10 protein-coding genes and 1 tRNA gene are annotated in these 17,469 nt (G+C 71.8%); 4 read left to right on the top strand and 7 right to left on the bottom strand.

Annotated elements, in window-relative coordinates; all coding sequences use genetic code 11:
• Positions 1-276 precede the first annotated feature (276 nt).
• The gene (locus BQ7355_RS04260; RefSeq protein ID WP_072415079.1) at positions 277-1,116 is read right to left on the bottom strand and encodes a spermidine synthase; all 840 of its coding nucleotides are present in this window, start codon (positions 1,114-1,116) and stop codon (positions 277-279) included.
• The gene (locus BQ7355_RS04255) at positions 1,113-2,999 is read right to left on the bottom strand and encodes an elongator complex protein 3 (RefSeq protein ID WP_072415078.1); all 1,887 of its coding nucleotides are present in this window, start codon (positions 2,997-2,999) and stop codon (positions 1,113-1,115) included. Before BQ7355_RS04255 ends, BQ7355_RS04260 begins: the two co-directional genes overlap by 4 nt.
• A gap of 79 nt (positions 3,000-3,078) precedes the next feature.
• Between BQ7355_RS04255 and BQ7355_RS04250 the strand changes: the two genes are divergently transcribed.
• From BQ7355_RS04250 to BQ7355_RS04240, 3 genes are all read left to right on the top strand, one after another.
• Complete coding sequence (locus BQ7355_RS04250; protein WP_072415077.1) at positions 3,079-3,957, top strand: class I SAM-dependent methyltransferase; 879 nt, start codon at positions 3,079-3,081, stop codon at positions 3,955-3,957.
• Between the two features lie 242 nt (positions 3,958-4,199).
• Positions 4,200-5,054, top strand: a complete 855-nt coding sequence (gene trmB / locus BQ7355_RS04245; protein ID WP_072415076.1) for a tRNA (guanine(46)-N(7))-methyltransferase TrmB — start codon at positions 4,200-4,202, stop codon at positions 5,052-5,054.
• A gap of 120 nt (positions 5,055-5,174) precedes the next feature.
• Complete coding sequence (locus BQ7355_RS04240) at positions 5,175-7,841, top strand: DEAD/DEAH box helicase (protein WP_072415075.1); 2,667 nt, start codon at positions 5,175-5,177, stop codon at positions 7,839-7,841.
• 103 nt (positions 7,842-7,944) lie between these two features.
• Here BQ7355_RS04240 and BQ7355_RS04235 read toward each other — a convergent pair whose 3' ends face one another.
• On the bottom strand, positions 7,945-11,373 hold the full coding sequence (locus tag BQ7355_RS04235) for a DEAD/DEAH box helicase (protein WP_072415074.1): 3,429 nt from the start codon (positions 11,371-11,373) through the stop codon (positions 7,945-7,947).
• A 634-nt stretch (positions 11,374-12,007) separates the two neighbouring features.
• Here BQ7355_RS04235 and BQ7355_RS04230 point away from each other — a divergent pair.
• Positions 12,008-12,793 carry an IS1595 family transposase gene (locus tag BQ7355_RS04230; protein ID WP_072415009.1) on the top strand — a complete coding sequence of 262 codons (786 nt, stop codon included), beginning with the start codon at positions 12,008-12,010 and terminating at the stop codon, positions 12,791-12,793.
• A gap of 761 nt (positions 12,794-13,554) precedes the next feature.
• Here BQ7355_RS04230 and BQ7355_RS04225 read toward each other — a convergent pair.
• The 4 genes from BQ7355_RS04225 to argJ form a co-directional block, all read right to left on the bottom strand.
• Positions 13,555-13,630: transfer RNA gene (locus tag BQ7355_RS04225), tRNA-Val, on the bottom strand.
• A 106-nt stretch (positions 13,631-13,736) separates the two neighbouring features.
• Complete coding sequence (locus tag BQ7355_RS04220) at positions 13,737-15,020, bottom strand: aminotransferase class III-fold pyridoxal phosphate-dependent enzyme (RefSeq protein WP_072415073.1); 1,284 nt, start codon at positions 15,018-15,020, stop codon at positions 13,737-13,739.
• Between the two features lie 41 nt (positions 15,021-15,061).
• Positions 15,062-16,015, bottom strand: coding sequence for an acetylglutamate kinase (argB, locus tag BQ7355_RS04215; RefSeq protein ID WP_072415072.1), 954 nt, complete (start codon positions 16,013-16,015; stop codon positions 15,062-15,064).
• A 49-nt stretch (positions 16,016-16,064) separates the two neighbouring features.
• Positions 16,065-17,330, bottom strand: coding sequence for a bifunctional glutamate N-acetyltransferase/amino-acid acetyltransferase ArgJ (gene argJ / locus BQ7355_RS04210; protein WP_072415071.1), 1,266 nt, complete (start codon positions 17,328-17,330; stop codon positions 16,065-16,067).
• Between the last annotated feature and the right edge of the window lie 139 nt (positions 17,331-17,469).

The raw sequence follows: 17,469 nt of genomic DNA, 5'->3' as shown, positions 1-17,469 counted from the left end.
TCTTTCGCCGCAGGCGCGGCGCAATCAATACACAACACCCTATTGTAGCCCAGGATCCGATGCCCCCGGGGCGTCGCATCCGGCAGCACCGCCCCGCGCGGCCAGCGGGCGGCACGCGTACGCTGGCCGCGCGGTCGATACGGCAACGCATCGCGAAGCGCGGGCACCTCCGGACGACGGCAACGCCGCAGCGCGCCGCACGGAGCGGGCACCCTGAACGGCGACCGAGCCGGCGCGAGCGAGCGGATGCGAAGCGGGCGGAGGGGCCGGCGGCGACTAGGAGCCGTCCTCGATCGGGGCGCCCAGGAACTCCTCGTCGAACGGTATGGAACCGGGGAGGTCGAACGGCACGTCGGATGCCGCGACCAGGTAGTTGTCCTCCCCGCCCCACCAATCGTCCGAGCAGGGCGCGACGGCGACGTGCGCGAAGACGCCCACGAGCGTTGCCGCCTCGTCGCGCAGGAAGGAGAGGTCGCCACCCCCACCGCGAGACACGACGTTCACGAGATAGACCCCGTCCGGCGCCAGCGCCGCCCGGACCGCGCGGACGGCGCCCGTGGAGGCCAGCGCGCGAACGGGCTCGCTGCCGGAGAAAGCGTCGTTCACGATGGCGTCATAGCGCTCGCCTTCCGCCGCGGCGCGCTCCAGGAACGACCTGCCGTCCTCCGTGAAGATACGGAGGCGCGCACCGGCACGCTCCTCGAGCTCTCCCAGGTAGAAGCTGCGGCGCGCGAGGTCGATGACGGAGACGTCGATCTCGACCACGTCCATGCGGGCCGCGGGGCGCGCCGTGAGCACGTGCTTGGGCCAGGAGAACCCGCCGCCGCCGAGCATCAGCAGGCGCACCGGCGCATCCGCCGCGTCGCCCTGCCGCGCGCCGCGGGGCAGGAAGGCGGCGTCGAAGGCGCGGATGTAGGCGAACACCGGCTCGAACCTCCGCGCCCCCACATAGGTCGCGGACTGGAACACACCTCCGGCGGCGAGGGCGCGGACCGCCTCGCCGTCGGGGCCGGCAAGCGTGCGCACCCGCGGGCGGCGGACCAGGCGGACGCAGGCGGCGGCGCCGAGCGCGGCAAGGGACCCGAGCGCGGCGAGACCGGCCACACGCGCCCTCACGAAAGGTCCCTTCGCTGGTACAGACCGTTATCGTGAAAGCCGAGCGCGCGATAGTAGCCCCGCGTGCCCACCGCGCTGATGACGTTGATCTTTCGGTAGCCCTCGGCGCACGCGATCTCGCAGGCGCGCTCCACGAGTGCGCGGCCGAGCCCAAGGTGCTGCGCGGAGCCGTCCGCCTCGTGCAGGCGCGCAGCCGTCCCGTACACGTGCACCTCGCGAATCATCGCCTCGCCCGCAGCGACCGGAAACTCGGCGGCATGCCGCTCCACGTATGCGGGGTCGGGCAGCGACAGGCGCAGGAACCCGGCGATCTTGCCGGAGGGAGTCACCCACTGCAGGAAGCGCTCCCGAGTGTTGCTCGTCTCGTAGGCGACCTCTTCGAGGGAAAGCTCGGCGGGGTCGGCGTCGGCCGATCCGATCTCGCGGTAGCGGATCTCGCGGACGGGGCGGCCGCACGCGGCGGCGCGCCGCTCCACGAGCTGCCGCAGGTTGGGCTTCTTGTTGCCGGCCTTGATGTCGTCGGAGGAGAAGTCGCGGATCATGCGCGAGATGCGGCAGAACGCAGGCGTGGCGAGCACGTCGTCCACGAGGACCCCCAGCAGCTCCTCCTCGGTGTAGGGCCTCCACTCCCCGCGCTCGAAGTAGGCGTCGAGCCGCGCGCTGGCGATGAGGGCGCATGGATAGAGCTTCACCTCGTCCGGCTGATAGGCGCGGTCGGTGACGAGGCGGAGGTAGTCGCGCCGGTCCGCCTCGGGCGTCGCGCCGACGAGGTTCGCCATCGCGTGCGCGTGGATCTTGAAGCCGAAGATGCGCAGCAGGTCGAAGGCGCGCGCGATGCGGGCCGTGTCGATGCCGCGGCCGTTGGTGTCGAGGATCCGCTGGTCGGTACTCTGGACGCCCATCTGCACCTTGGTGCAGCCGAGGCGGCGGATGAGCTCGAGGGATGACGGGTCGATGGCGTCGGGGCGCGTCTCGATCACGAGGCCCACGACGCGGTGTCGGGCGCGTTCGTTCTCGCGCTGGAGGCGCTCGAGCTCGGCCAGGTCGGCCTCCTGCCAAGCGGACGCCGCGCGCCATGCGCTCGACGCGCCGTACAGGCGGGCGTGGGCGCGGTTGTAGCTGAGCTCGCCGGCGTCCACGGCGGCCTGCACGGGCGCGGCGGTGCGCTCGAGCTCGGCGGCGTCCGCGAAGATGCCGCACGCCTCGTAGCGCGCCCGACGGCGCGCGACGGCCTCGGGCAGGCCCGCGGCGGCAGCCGTGAGGTCCGGCGCCGAGACGGGCCCTGCGGACAGGCGCGGGTTCGCGGACGCCCCGCAGACCGCCCCGTCGTTGAGGGCGCGGAACAGCTCGGACACGAACCAGACCTGGTAGGCGCGCGGGTAGTCGCTCCAGGTGCCGCCCAGCACGATGAGCTCGATCTTGTCCGTGGCATGCCCCATCTGCGCGAGCGCGGTGAGGCGAGCGGACACCTGCAGGTAGGGGTCGAAGCGGTTCTGCTCGGCCCGGGCGCACGCAGGCTCGTCGTGCAGGTAGCTCTTGGGCATGCGCACGTCGTTGGGGCAGTACAGGCAGTCGCTGCCGCACGGCCAGGGCTTGGTGATGACGGTGATGGTGGCGACGCCCGAGGCGCTGCGGCGCGGCTTCATGCGCAGCGCCGCGACCAGCTGGCGCTCGAGCTCGGGCGTGACGCCCCACGACGCCCAGCGCTCGGGCTCCTCGGCGCGGACGCGCTGGTAGAAGGGCAGCAGCCGGCGTTTCGCGTACGCGCGCTTCTCGGCGCCGTCGCGCTTGGCCTGGGTATTGACGATCCGGACGAGCGCGCGGTCGTCCACCGCGCGGCCGCGGCGCAGCTCGTCGAGTATGTGCAAGATGATGTCTTCCATGCCCGTGATTGTATCGCACGGCGCGCGCGGCGGGGTGCGCCCCTACAATCGATACCGGGACAGATACGAAAGGGGCCTTGTGGACGCAGCCGACATCCGAGCGCTCATCGAGCTCAACAACAGGTTCTACGCGAAGCACGCCGCCTCGTTCTCGGCGACGCGCACCCGGAGGTGGGACGGCTGGTGCCGCCTCGCCGACCTGCTCGAGGACGCGGGATGGAGGAAGGGCGACGGCGGCGCCGGGCGCGGCGGGGCGGCAGGCGAGGACAGCGCCGACGGCCGTGCGACGGGGCGCCCGGACGCGACGGGCGCCCATCGCGACATCCTGGACCTCGCCTGCGGCAACCTGCGGTTCGAGGCCTTCCTCGCCCAGGCCTTCGCGGGCGAGCGCATCGCGGCGCACGCCGTCGACTCCTGCCCCGCGCTCGCGCAGGGCGCCCTGGACGGGCTCGCCGGCAGCCTCGAGCTCGACTACTGCTGCGTCGACGTCCTGGACGCGCTGCTCGCCGACCCGGAAGGCGGAGCCGGGCTCGAAGGCGCCCCGCCCTGCGACCTCGCCGTCTGCTTCGGCTTCATGCACCACGTCCCCGGATCCGCGCTCAGGCGCGCGCTCGTGGCCGCGCTCTGCGGGCGCGTAGCGCCCGGCGGCATCGTCGCCCTCTCCTTCTGGCAGTACCTCCGCGACCCGCGGCTCGCGCGGCGCGCCGCGGCGGCCGGGGCGCTGCGGGAGGAAGATCCCGCCCTCGCCGCGCTGCGGCTCGAGGCGGGGGACGGCTTTTTGGGCTGGCAGGACGACCCCTCGCCCCTGCGCTACTGCCACAGCTTCACCGAAGAGGAGGTCGACGGGCTCGCCGCGCTCGCGGCGGGCCTCGGGTTCGAGGAGGCGGGGCGCTGGTCCGCGGACGGCCCCGCGGGCGACCTCAACCGCTACCTCGTGCTCCGGCGGCACGCGAGCTGAGTCAAGGGCGGAAGACGCGCCGCCGCGATGCGGGCGCGGTCCCGCACCCCTCGTGACGCCGGCGCGACCGCGGTGCGCGGCGTTGCGGCCCTCCGTTCCCAGCGGCGCACCCATGCACTTCCTGCGCATATCGCCCCGCAGGCGCCGCCTTCGCCTACAATCCCCTCTCGGACGAATCCGCCGGAGGCCCCGGATGCGACGCCGTCCCCGCACGACCGCGAACGACCGATGAGAAGGACGCCATGGGATCCACCCGCGCACGCACGCCCAAGAACTTCGTGCTCGACGAGCGCCTCGAGCGCTACCGCGACGCCATCGAGTACCTGCCCGCCTCCTTCGCGGGGCGCTGGGCCGAGGCCTGCTGGCCGCTCGGGGCGGACGGCGGCGACCGCTTCCGGGAGGTCCGCCTCGACCTCGGATGCGGCAAGGGATCTTTCCTCGTCGCGGCGGCGCTCGCCGAGCCCGACGTGCTGTTCATCGGCGTCGACGTGCAGCCGGTCTGCATCGCCTACGCCGCCCAGCGCATCGTAGAGTCCGGCGTGCGCAACGCGCTCGTGGTCCCCGGCAACGGCGAGCGCCTGGCGCACATGTTCGCCGCGGGCGAGCTTTCCGCCATCACGCTCAACTTCCCCACGCCGCACCCCCGCAAGCGGGAGGCGCACGAGCGGCTGACCACGGTCGACAACCTGCTCTCCTTCCGCCCGCTGCTCGCGGCGGACGGTACGCTCACGCTGCGCACCGACAGCGAGCCGCTCTACGACTACTCGCGCCCTCAGTTCGAGGCCGCCGGCTACCGCGCCCGCTGGACCTCGAACGACACGCGCGCCGAGCACCCGGACATCCCCTGGAGCGAGTACGAGGAGCGCCTCGCCGAGCAGGGCGCGCGCGTCCACGGCATCTGTGCGGAGCTCGGGGGCGCGCCCTATGACGAGCAGGTCGAGGCGGGGCGCGAGCGCATGCTCGACAGCCTGTACGACTACATCCCCGAGGACCTCTACGAGGGGACCTACATCCCGCACGGCATGGACTTCGCCATCCGCAACTTCCGCAACCGCGCCCGCAACGCCGAGATGCGCGCGAAGCGCGCCGGGCGCTGACCCCCCTCCCGCGCCCGCGACCGCCGGGGAGGTCCCCGGACCGGATAGCCCCCGCGCCGCGCGCGGCGGATCGGTCCCGAGCGCGCGGCGTCCGCACGGGCGTGCTACATTGGTGGGCGTATGCACAGACCCCGGCAGAATGGACGCCCCGTGACCGAACGCGCACCGCAGACCGCCTCCCCATCGTCCAGCTCGTTTGCCGCGGGCACGGGCTCCATCGAGTTCGGCTCGCTCGGCGCGCTCTCCCCCTGCTGGTGGGAACCGGAGGACGGCTCGGCGCCCGAGCCCTGGCTCTCGCCCGACGAGGCGTTCGAGCGCTTCCTCGGCTGGTGCGAGGCGCGCGGCATCGAGCTGTGGGACCACCAGGAAGAGGCCCTCATGGACCTTGCCGCCGGCGATCACGTCATCCTGGGAACGCCCACCGGGTCGGGCAAGTCGCTCGTCGCCCTCGGCATGCTGTTCATGGCGATGGCCCAGGGGAAGCGCGCCTACTACACCGCGCCCATCAAGGCGCTCGTCTCCGAGAAGTTCTTCGACCTCGTGGAGGTCTTCGGCCGCGACAACGTCGGGATGATCACCGGCGACACCCATATCAACACCGCCGCGCCCGTCATCTGCTGCACCGCCGAGATCCTCGCCAACCAGGCGCTGCGCGAGGGCGAGGACTCCGACGTGGGCAGCGTGGCGATGGACGAGTTCCACTACTTCGCCGACCCCGACCGCGGATGGGCGTGGCAGGTGCCGCTGCTCACGCTCCCCCATGCCCAGTTCATGCTGATGAGCGCGACGCTCGGAGACGTGACCCAGATCGCCGACGCGCTCACCGCCCGCTCCGGCGCGGCCGTCGACGTGGTCGCCGACGCCCCGCGCCCGGTGCCCCTGGCCTACGACTACGTCACCACCTCGCTCGAGGGCACCGTCGAGCTCGCCCTGCGGCGCGGCGAGGCCCCGCTCTACATCGTCCACTTCTCGCAGGACGCCGCCCTGGCGACGGCGCAGTCGCTCGCCAACTTCGGCATCGCCGACAAGGAGCAACGCGAGAGAATCAAGGAGGCGTCGAGCGGGACCCGCTTCACCACGGCGTTCGGCAAGATCTTGAAGCGCCTGCTCGCCTGCGGTGTCGGCGTGCACCACGCCGGCATGCTGCCGCGCTACCGCCTGCTCGTCGAGCGCCTCGCCCAGCAGGGCCTCCTGCCCGTCATCTGCGGCACCGACACGCTCGGCGTCGGGATCAACGTGCCCATCCACACCGTCGTGCTCACGGCGCTCACCAAGTACGACGGCTACAAGATGCGCCGCCTCCGCGCACGCGAGTTCCACCAGATCGCCGGGCGCGCCGGGCGCGCGGGCTTCGACACCGAGGGCATGGTGATCGCCGAGGCGCCCGAGTACGAGATCGAGAACGCCAAGCTGGTCGCCAAGGCGGGCGACGACCCCAAGAAGCTGCGCAAGCTCAAGAAGAAAAAGCCGCCCGAGGGCTTCGTGACCTGGAACGAGGGCACCTTCGAGCGCCTGATCGCCGCCGCGCCCGAGACCCTGCGGCCGCGTCTGCGCATCACCCACTCCATGGTGCTCTCCATCGTGGAGCAGGGCGGGGACGCGCGCGGGCATGTCGAGGAGCTCATCGAGCGCAGCCTCCAGACGCCAGAGGAGAAGCTCGCCCTCTCGGCGCGTGCCGACGAGATCTTCGCGACCCTCATCGACACCGGGGTCGTCGTATGCAAGGACGGCGAGGACGGCGCGCCCGCGTACGCGCTCACCGTGGACCTGCCCGAGGACTTCGCGCTCGACCAGCCGCTCTCGCCCTTCCTGCTCGCGGCGCTCGAGCTGCTCGACCCGGAGAGCGAGACCTACACCTGGGACCTCATCTCCATGGTGGAGGCGACGCTCGAGGACCCCAAGCAGGTGCTGCGCGCCCAGGAGCGCGCCGAGCGCAACCGCGCGCTCGCCGAGATGAAGGCCGACGGCGTGGACTACGAGGAGCGGATGGAGCGCCTCGGGGAGATCACCTACCCCAAGCCGCTCGAGGAGCTGCTCGCCGGCGCGTTCGCCGCCTACTGCGAGAAGGTCCCCTGGGCCTCGGACTTCGAGCTGAGCCCGAAGTCGGTGCTGCGGGACATGCTCGAGACCGCATCGGATTTCAAGGGCTACATCCAGCGCCTGGGCATCGCGCGCTCGGAGGGTATCCTGCTGCGCTACCTCGCCGAGGCGTACCGCTCGCTCGACCGCACCGTGCCCATGGACAAGCGCAACGAGCAGCTGGCCGAGATCATCTCGTGGCTCGGCTTCGTGGTGCGCTCCGTCGACTCCAGCCTCGTGGACGAGTGGGCAGCCGCGGGCGATCCGGCCGCGCTCGACGCGGCGCCGCCCGCCGCGACCGACGCCGTGGTGGCCGACCGCCGCGGCCTCACGCTGCTCGTGCGCAACGCCCTCATGCGCCGCGTGCGCCTCGCGGCCGCCGAGAACGCCGAGGCGCTCGGCGAGCTCGACGGCGATTGGGGCATGAACGAGATGCGCTGGCGCCGGGCGCTCGACGCCTACCTCGAGGCGCACGAGGAGATCCTGCTCGACGCCGACGCGCGCTCCGCGGCGATGTTTACCGTCGATATGGCGGACGAGAAGGCGGCGCACGTGTGGCACGTGCACCAGATCTTCGCGGACGAGGACGGCGACCACGACTTCGGCATCATGGCCGACCTCGACCTGGACGCGACGCAGGACGGCGCCGAGGCCGTGTTCAAGAACTACCGCGTGGGCTTCATCGAGGACCTGCTCGCCGTGGAATAGCGAACAAGTCAGGGCGCCGGCGCCGATGCGACGGCCCGGCGCCGGCGCGGGGCGGCGCGGGAGGCGCTCTCCCCTGCCGCCCGGCCGCGTGTAGGCCCGGACGCTATGCGCGCGCCTCGCCCAACAGGGCCAGGAAGTCCTCGCGGGTGAGCAGGCCGGAGGGCGAGGACCCCCCGATCACGCTCTCGACGAGCTCCCGCTTGCCCTCCTGCATCGCCAGGATGCGCTCCTCGACCGTACCCTGGGCGATGAGCTTGAACACGTTGACCGCGCGCGTCTGGCCGATACGGTGGGCGCGGTCCGTCGCCTGGTCCTGCGCCGCGACGTTCCACCAGGGGTCGTAGTGGATCACCACGTCGGCCGCCGTGAGGTTGAGGCCCACGCCGCCGGCCTTGAGCGACACGAGCAGCACGCGCGTGCGCCCCGCCTGGAACCGCTCGACGAGGGCGGCCCGGGCCTCCTTCGAGCAGGAGCCGTCGAGCCGCTCGAATCCGACGCGCTCCGCGGCCAGCCGGTCGCCGACGATCTGCAGCATGCTCACGAACTGGGAGAACACGAGGACCTGGTGGCCGCCGTCGAGCGCGGTGCGCACGAGCTCGAGGCACGTCTCGAGCTTCGCGCTGCCCCCATCGTAGTCCTCGTAGGCGAGGCGCGGATCGCAGCAGATCTGGCGCAGCTTGGTGAGCTCGGCCAGCACCTGCAGTTTCTTGCGCCCGAACTCCGCGGGCGCCTCGTGCGCGACTTGGAGCGCGAGCCGCTCCTCGCATGCGCGGTACAGCCGCTCCTGCTCGCCGGACATGTGCGCCATGACGACGCTCTCGCTCTTCTCGGGCAGGTCCGCCAGCACGTCCGCCTTCAGGCGCCGCAGGATGAACGGCCCCGTGATGCGCCGCAGGCGCGCGGCGGCGCCCTCCTCCCCCGCCTCCACCGGGCCCTGATAGCGCTTGGCGAAGGCGTCCCGGCCGCCCAGCAGGCCGGGCATCAGGAAATCGAAGATGCTCCACAGGTCCGAGAGGCGGTTCTCCACGGGCGTGCCCGTGAGCGCGAAGCGGGCGGGCGCCGGCAGCAGCTTCGCCGCGCGGGCCGCCTGCGTACCGGGGTTCTTGATGTACTGCGCCTCGTCGAGCACCACGCGCCGCAGGTCCTGGCGGCAGAGCTCCTCGATGTCGCGCTTCATGAGGTCGTAGGAGGTGACGAGCACGTCGGCCTCCGCGCTGCGCGCTATGGCGGCGGCGCGCGCGGGCGCCGCGCCCGTGAGCGCGACAGCGCGCAGCGACGGGGCGAAGCGCCCGAGCTCGGCCATCCAGTTGTACACGAGCGACGCGGGGCACACCACCAGCGTGGGCCCCTCCTCCCCCGCCTCGCGGCACGCGAGGATATGCGCGATCATCTGCAGCGTCTTGCCCAGGCCCATGTCGTCGGCGAGGATGCCGCCGCACCCCATGCGCTCGAGCGCGCCGAGCCAGCGGAAGCCGTCGAGCTGGTAGGCGCGCAGGTCTGCCCTGAGCGACGCGGGCGCGGAGAAATCGGCCTCGGACAGGGCGTCGAACGAGGCGACGAGGTCGCGGAAGCCCTCGTCGCGCCGGTCGGAGGCCATCTCCATCCGGTCGAGGAGGGCGTCGACGAGCACCGCGCGCGACAGCGGCAGGCCGTGCACGCCCTCGACCAGGTCGGCGGCGCGCACGCCGAGCGCCTCGCCCAGGGCCTCCGCCTCGCGCGCGGAGTCGTCGATGCGCACGATCTCGCCGTCGGTGAGCCGGACGAAGCGCTGGCGGCGGCGATACGACGCCAGGTACGCGACGAGCTCGTCCGGCTTCATCCCGCTCGCCCCGAGCTCGACGTCGAGCAGGCCGCTGCGCACGGTCGCGCGGACGGAAAGCTTCGGTGCCGGACGGGCGACCGCGCCGCGCAGCCGCTCGCTCAGCAGCACCTCGCCCAGGGCGCGCAGCTCGCGCAGCCCCTCCGTGAGCAGGCGGTAGAGGCGCTCGTCGTCGTCCCAGGAGAACTTCGGCTGCGGGTAGCCGTCGGGGAAGAACTCCTCGACCACCTGCGCCGCGCGGCACTCGGCGACGTCGTCGCGCTCCTGGCGCTCCGGCGCCAGCACCGAGCGCGGGGCGGGCGCGCGGCCCGCGGGAAACGCCGCTGCCCAAGCGGGGGTGGCGGGCAGGGGGCGCGCGTCGGCGTCGGCGAAGAGGTCGTAGACGTGCTCGCCGTAGGCGACCTGCGCGCGGCACACGACGTCCCCGTCGTCTTCCGCCACGGTGAAGGTGAACCGTGCGCTCGGGACCTCGCGCTCGAGCTCCGCGGGCACCTCGAGCTCGAAGGCGCCGCGCAGCTCGGGCACGAGGATGCGGGCGAGATCCGCAGAGCTAGCCGCGGCGATATGCAGCGGGGCGCCCGGCTCCCACAGCGCGCGGAAGCCCTCGAGCGCCCGGGCACGCCCGGCATCGATGCGGCCGGCGAGCCGCGCGCCCAGCACATATGCGGTCGAGGCGGCCCAGACCATGTCGAAGGGGCCGAACTCCAGGTCGTAACCGTCCTGTACGGCGGAGATGCGTGCGGTCGGGGCGGGCGCGCCCTCGACGACCTCGAGTTCCGTCTCCACGCGGCCGGCTCCGGGGCCCAGCGCCTCGTAGCGGATGCACGAGCCCTGGAGGGCGTCGAGCACGGCGCAGAGCTCGGCAGACGAGAGCGGAACCGTGCCGACGGGTCCGTGCGGAGACGCGGACGCCTGACGGGGCGCGCCGGGCGCGGGGCGCTTGAGGGCGGAAAGGACCTCGAGCAGCGCGGCGGCGTGCGGCTCGAACGACGCGGGGACGTGCACGGCCGAGAGCTTGGCCCCGTACCCGAACGGCGCGCCGACGCGCCACGCCTCGAGCACGGCGCCGAGGTCGCGGACGAGGTAGGACGCCTTCCCGCTCACAGCGCGCAACCGGATGCCCCAGGGTTCGGGCGCCGAGGAGCCGAACCCCGGGCGGCGCCCCACCGTAACCTCGAACGAGATCGGGCCGACGGGGACGGACGCGGAGCGACCGGGCAGCGCGACGCGCCGCGACGCCGCGACGCCGTTCACGCGCCTGCGCTTCATGGTGTCGAGAAGCTGCACGACGGGGGCGCTCGTGGGCCGGGTCGCCGCACGGCGAGGGCCAGGGGCGCCCGGGCGGGAATCGATGCGATCGGCATCGCGCCCCGCGACGGGCATATCGGGGTCGGCGAGCCCCTCCCCCGCCAGGTAGCGCAGCGCGAGCGCGACGGCGTGCTTGCACATCCCGTCGTAGCGCTGCGCCGCCGGGCAGCTGCAGGAGTAGTCGATCACCTCGGGGTCGGCCAGGTCGAGCTCGACGCGCGCACGGTAGCGGGCCCCCTGGGATCCCTTCACGAGCCCGCTCACGCACGCCACGCCGCCCGTCGCGCCCGTGTCCGCCTCGCAGGACAGCACGCCGCCGGTGCGGGCGATCTGGCGGGCGCGCGAAAACGTGCTCGCCAGCGCCGCCTCTGCCTGCAACGCCTCGATGAACTCTTGCTGCGCCATGCGCGCTCCTCTTCGCGTACGAACAACCATCCTTCTAGTATCTCAGGTCGGGGCGAATACGTCACTTTCGCAAGGCCGGCGGATCGCCGGCACGGTAGCGGACACGCGCGTCGAAAGAGCGCGCGCCTTTCGGCATGCATCGGCGATGCCGGCACCCTCGCGCCGGCATCGAAAACGACCGCGCCTCGTCACTCGCAGGCCGTCGACGGCGTGCCGGCGCACACTTTCCGCCTCGTCGGGTGAGGCGAAGCGCGAGACAACTCCCATATTCAGATTTGAGACCAGAATCCACGATTCTATGGCTGTGTTAACCCTTTTTGGAGGTGCTTCTGTCCGCGCGGGGCGCGAGGATGGACCCGCAGGTAGAAGTCCTTGACAGGAGGGGGTGCGGCCATGAGGGGCGGGCTCGACGCGCTGATCGGGGAGGTCCTCGCGCTCAAACCGGCCGAGAGGGCCGAGCTTTTATACAAAGTCGAGGTCAGGGAGGCCGAGGGCGCGTTCCTGCGCGAGCGCTCGCGCCTCGGCGGCCCCCGGCGCTGCCCGCGCCGCGGGTGCGAGCGGATCGCCCGCCGCGGCCAGGCAGCGCTGGCTGCGCCGCGGCTGCGCGCGCAGCTTCACGCTCGACACGGGCGGGGTGCTCTCGCGCTCCCACCTGCCCGCGGAGGCCTGGGCGGCCTTCGCGAGGTGCTTCTGCGCCCGCCTCACGCTGCGCGAGTGCGCCGAGGAGTGCGGGGTCAGCCCCAAGACCGCGTGGTTCATGCGCGTGAGGGCGTGCGAGGCGCTCAGGGGGGAGGTCACCGTGTTCACGACCGGCCCCGAGGACGCCGTCGAGGCCGACGAGGCGTTCCCGCCCGAGAGCTTCTCCGGGAACCATTCGCGCAACCCCGGCTTCGAGCCCTGGAGGGCGCCGCGCCGCCGCGGGGGCGGCGCCCGCGAGCGCGACACGCTGCTCACGGTGGTCGGGTCGGACGGGAGCGCCGACGTGCTGGTATCCTCGTCCGCGACCGTCGCCGCCGACGCGCGCGGCCGGCTGGCGCGGCTCGCGCACCGCGGGACGAGGGTGGCGTGCGAGATGTCCTCGAGCCTCGGCACGGCGGCGGGGGCGCTCGGTCTCGAGGTGGCGCGCTCCTACTCCGGCGAACACGCCCTCAACGCCCTGAACGCGGTGCACTCCGCGCTCAAGCACTTCATCGCGAGGTTCCGGGGCGTCGCGTCGAGGCGCATGCAGAGGTACATGTGGTGGTTCTGCCGGCAGGCGAGCTACCGCGGGGCCGGCGGCAGCCGCGCGGCGACGTCGGCGCTGCTCTCCATCCTCGCCGTCGGCAGGTACCGGACGACGCGGCGCGCGCTGTTCCGCGAGGAGTACGCCGTCGAGGCGAGGGTCGCCGTCAGGGTGGCCAGGACCTCCAAAAAGGGTTAACACAGCCGATTCTATGCACGCCAGTCAGCCTCGGCACTCAAACAGGGTGTTTCTATTTTATACGAACGCACGAGGGTGACACCAAACGCCGCCGAGTCGGCATCTAAGTGGGTTTGTTTTATGTCGCAAAAGGGCCTTACGGAGCCCTATGAGCCCGATTCGCGGACGTTATTCGGCGCAGACGACGCCCGTTCGGCAAAATACAGAGCCCTCCGCGCGCATGCATGGTCGCGTGCGCGCGCATCGATACCGACTAGACGTCATCCTGTGCCACGTCCAAGACAACCGATGTGTCGGAATGCCACCAAAGACGGACGGCGCCCGCTCCCGCAAAAGCGACGCATCCCTTGGCGTGATATCAGCCGTGCCCCAAAGGGTCGAGCTCCTTGGGGCCCGGCGCTCTCAACGAAAACGGCCCCGTTCCCGGAGCCGTTCGCGACCTATGGTGGGCGATGAGGGATTCGCGGGGCGGCTCGCGCCGCCCGGCTCGGCTCCGCGCCCTTCCGGGTTCGAATCCCCGTCCGCGCCCCTCAACGAAAACGGCCCCGTTCCCGGAGCCGTTCGCGACCTATGGTGGGCGATGAGGGATTCGCGGGGCGGCTCGCGCCGCCCCGTCCCGCTTCGGGCCCTGCCGGGCCCTCGCGCGCTGCGCCGGCGGGCGGCTCACGCCGCCCGGCTCGGCTCCGCGCCCTTCCGGGTTCGAATCCCCGTCCGCGCCCCTCAACGAAAACGGCCCCGTTCCCGGAGCCGTTCGCGACCTATGGTGGGCGATGAGGGATTCGAACCCCCAGCCTTGTGCGTGTAAAGCACCTGCGCTAACCGTTGCGCCAATCGCCCGTAGGTATCTAGGATACCCAAAACCGCCCTCCTGCGCTACAGGAAATTCCCGTGACGCCGCGTCCGCCCCGGGCGCCTCGGGCGGCACGCCGCCGAGCGCGCCGCGCTACGCGAGCACGCGCCCCAGGGCCTCGACCAACGCGTCGACGTCGTCCTTGCCGCAGATCAGCGGAGGCAGGAACCGCAGCGTGCGAGCGCCGGTCGCGTTGATCACGAAGCCCGCGTCGAGCATGGCGGCGACCACGTCGTGCGCGTCTCCCGCGTCCTCGGCGATGTCGCACCCCACCATGAGTCCGCTTCCGCGCACCTCCGTCACCGCCCCGATGCCCGCCAGGCGCCCCGAGAGATACGCGCCGACCTCCGCCGCGCGCTCGTCGTAGCGCCCGCGCACGAGCTCGGCGAGCACCGCCTCCGCCGCCGCGACGGCCAGGCAGCTCCCACCGAAGGTCGAGCCGTGGTCGCCCGGGCGAAACACGTCGGCGACCTCCCGCTTCGCCACGCAGGCGCCCGCCGGCACGCCGCCCGCGATGCCCTTCGCCAAGCTCATGATGTCCGGCTCCACGCCGTACGTCTGGAACGCGAACGGCATGCCGCTGCGGAAGACGCCCGTCTGCACCTCGTCGGCGATGAGCAGCGCCCCGTGCGCGTGCGCGAGGTCGCGCGCGGCCTCCATGAACTCCCGCGTCAACGGATGCACGCCGCTTTCGCCCTGAATGGGCTCGAGCATCACGGCGCAGACCTCGCCTCCCAAGGTGTCGAAGATCGAGCGCAGCTCGTCCACGTCGTTGGGCGCGCAGGCGACGAAGCCGCCGGGCAGGGGCCGGAAGCTGTCCTGCAGCCAGTCCTGCATGGTGGCGGCGATCGTCTCGAGCGTGCGGCCGTGGAAGCCGCCACGCAGGCAGACGATGGTGTTGCCCCCGTTGCCGGCGCGCTTGGCGTACAGGCGCGCGAGCTTCATCGAGCCCTCGTTCGCCTCGGCGCCGGAATTCGCGAAGAACGTCTCCCACACCTGCTCGCCCTCGACGGGCGCCGTGGCCGCCGCCAACGCGTCCGCGTCGCCGGCGTCCAGCGCCGACACGATCGCTGCCGCACCCGCCATGTCGCCGTTGGCGAGCTTGGAGAGCAGCGCCGCGACCTGGCCGCGATGCTCGATGTAGAAGTAGTTGGACACGTGCATCAGGCGCTCGGCCTGATCGCGCACCGCGCCCACGACCGCCGGGTGCCCGTGGCCCAGGCAGCACACGCCGATGCCTGCAAGGAAGTCGAGGTACTCGCGGCCGTCGTCGCCCGCGAGCGTCATGCCGCGCCCGCCGACGAACTCGACGCCCGAGCGCCCGAAGGTGTGCATGACGTAGGTTGACTCGAGGTGCTTCTGCTGGTCAAGGGACATGGGAGGTCCTTTCGGTCGATAGGGGTCGTAAGGCTGCGGCGCTAGATGTTCTCCGCGAGGCGCGCGGCGAACGCATCGAGCGGATGGGGATGGCGGTCGAGGTCGTAGGAGGTCTGAGACGAGTGGATCACGGTGCCCACGCCGGTATCGGTCAAAAGCTCGAGCAGCATCGAGTGCGGCGTCGTGCCGTTGATGATGTGCGCGCGGAACACGCCGCCGGCGAGCGCCGTGATGCAGCTCTGCAGCTTGGGGATCATGCCGGAATCGATCGCGCCGCCGTCGAGCATGCCCTGCACCTCCTCCATCGTGAGGTTGGAGATGAGCGAGTCCTTATCGGAGAAGTCCTCGTACAGGCCGTCGACGTCGGTGAGGAAGATCACCTTGTGGGCACCGAGCGCGGCGGCGATGTGCCCGGCGGCCACGTCGGCGTTGATGTTGTAGAACCCGCCGTCCTCGCCCACGCCCACCGTCGCGACCACGGGGATGTAGTCGTTGTCGATCAGGCTGATGAGGAAGTCGGCGTTGATGCGCTCGATGCTGCCCACGCGGCCGAGCTCGGGCGCCATCTGGCGCGCGACGATGGTGCCCGCATCGGCGCCCGAGACGCCCACGGCGAGGTTGCCGTGACGGTTGACGGCGGAGACGAGCTGCTCGTTGACCTTGCCCACGAGCACCTGGCGCACGACCTCCATCGCGTCCTCGGACGTCACGCGCTGGCCGCGGCGAAATTCCACGGGGATGTCGTACCGCTTGAGCGCGGCGTTGATGTCCTTGCCGCCGCCGTGCACGATGACCGGCTTCATGCCCATGATCTTGAGCAGCACGATATCGCCCATGACGTCGGCGCGCAGGCGCTCGTCCACCATCGCCGCGCCGCCGTACTTGATGACGACGGTCTTGCCGGTGAGGTTCTTGATCCACGGCAGCGCCTCGAACAGAAGCTGGGCGGTCTGCTCGTTGGAGAGCGACGGTTTGCAGTCGCGTGCGTACTTCATGGGTAGCGGCTCCTTCGTATACGGATGCGGAAGATGGATGCGGGCGTGCCTACGAGCGGTAGTCCGCGTTGATCGAGATGTAGTCGTGCGTGAAATCGCAGGTCCAAACCGTCGTGGAGGCCTCGCCGGCACCCAGGTCGACATCGATCGCGATCTCGGGCGCCTCGAAGCGCCGCAGGGCCTCGGCCTCGTCGAAGGCGACGGCGAGGCCGTCGCGGCACACCGGCATGCCCATGATGTCGATGGACACGCGCTCCTGGTCGAACGGCACGCCGCACTTGCCCAGCGCCGCGGCGACGCGGCCCCAGTTGCAGTCACGTCCCGCGACCGCCGTCTTCACCAGCGGGGAGTTCGCCACGGCGCGAGCGGCGGCGTCGGCGTCCGCATCCGTCGCGGCACCTGCGACCCGCACCGTGATCAGGCGCGAGGCCCCCTCGCCGTCGGCGGCGATCCCGCGGGCGAGCGTCTCGCACACCGCGCGCACCGCGGCGGAAAGCTCGTGGAACGCCGCGCTCCCCTGCTCGATGGGTTCGGCGCCGGGCGCGGCGTCGCCCGAGGCGAGCAACACGCAGGTGTCGTTGGTCGAGGTGTCCGAGTCCACCGTGACCTTGTTGAACGTGTGCGCGACCGCGTCGGAGAGCGCGGCGTGCAGCGCCGCGGGCGCGACGGGCGCGTCGGTGGTCACGACCGCGATCATCGTGGCCATGTTGGGCATGATCATGCCCGACCCCTTGCACATGCCGCCCACGGTGAACGTGCGCCCCGCATATGCGGCGGCGGAGCTCTCGTAGCGGACCGCGCACTCCTTGGGCCGGGTGTCGGTGGTCATGATCGCGCGGGCGGCGTCGTGGGCGCCGGCGGCACTGGCCGTCTCGACAGCTGCGGACACGCCCGCCTCGAAGCACTCGATGCCGAGCGGCACGCCGATGACGCCCGTGGACGCCACGAGCACCTCTTCGGCCGTACAGCCCAGCACCTGCGACACGATCTCGCAGGTCTCGTGCGCGACCGCCAGTCCCGGCTCCCCCGTCGCCGCGTTGGCGTTGCCCGAGTTGATCGCGACCGCCTGCACGCGGCCGAAGCCCGTGCCGCCGAGGTGCGCGTGCGAGACCGTCACCGGCGCGGCACAGAACCGGTTGGTGGTGAAGGTCCCCGCCGCCGCAACGGGACGCTCGGCCAAGACGAGGGCGAAGTCGCCGCGCTCGGGATTCTTGCGGAAACCCGCATGGACGCCCGCCGCGATGAACCCGGCCGCACTCGTGACGCCTCCGTCGGGAACGGCGCGCAGTTTCGAATCGAACTCGTTGCTATCCATGGGAATCTCCCTCTCTGCGTAAAGTGTGTGCATGGAATGCGGCGGATGCCTGAGCACGGCGCCCGGCGCAGGCGAGCTGGTTCGGCTCGCGCGATACGCGGCGTCCGCGATATGAGGCGCCCCGCCGCCGCGTGCGCAG

The sequence above is a fragment of the Collinsella phocaeensis genome, from assembly GCF_900119895.1.
In the GTDB taxonomy this organism is placed as follows: domain Bacteria; phylum Actinomycetota; class Coriobacteriia; order Coriobacteriales; family Coriobacteriaceae; genus Collinsella; species Collinsella phocaeensis.
The sequence above is the reverse complement of the archived record's forward strand: the minus strand, read 5'-3'. Positions and strand labels throughout refer to the sequence as shown.